Origin of the sequence: Zoogloea sp. LCSB751, assembly GCF_002028455.1 — a bacterium.
Classification (GTDB): domain Bacteria; phylum Pseudomonadota; class Gammaproteobacteria; order Burkholderiales; family Rhodocyclaceae; genus Zoogloea.
The window spans coordinates 1-350 of the sequence record NZ_MWUM01000110.1 but is presented as its reverse complement, the minus strand read 5'-3'; the positions used below and the strand labels follow the sequence as shown (position 1 = coordinate 350).

The 350-nt window shown below is 56.9% G+C and carries 1 protein-coding gene; it reads right to left on the bottom strand.

What is annotated here, in order from left to right:
- Positions 1-157: 157 nt before the first annotated feature.
- Positions 158-350 (bottom strand): cytochrome c oxidase assembly protein (locus tag B4920_RS25965; protein ID WP_173862705.1); only part of this gene is annotated, 193 nt, incomplete at its 5' end.

The window sequence follows — 350 nt, the reverse complement described above, 5'->3', positions numbered from 1 at the left end:
GCCATCATCAAGTACCGGCCGACCCCGGCCTGCTTGCTCGCCACCTCATTGACCAGATGCCCCGCCCCGAAAGCCAGGAAAAACAGGGCCACCGCCCCTATGATGGGCCAGCGGCTCTGGTCAGGGACGTAATACGTCTGGTTCACTTTGGCCATTATTATTTCCTCTGCGCCAGCGTCGGGGCTGGGGTGGACTGAGTGATCTCATAGAGTGAGTAGGAGAGCGTGATGGTGTTGATGTTGTCGGGCAAATCGGGGTCGACATAAAACTTGAGCGGCATCAGCTTGCTCTCTCCCGCCTGCAACTCCTGACGGTTGAAGCAAAAGCACTCCACTTTCTTCAAATAGGCG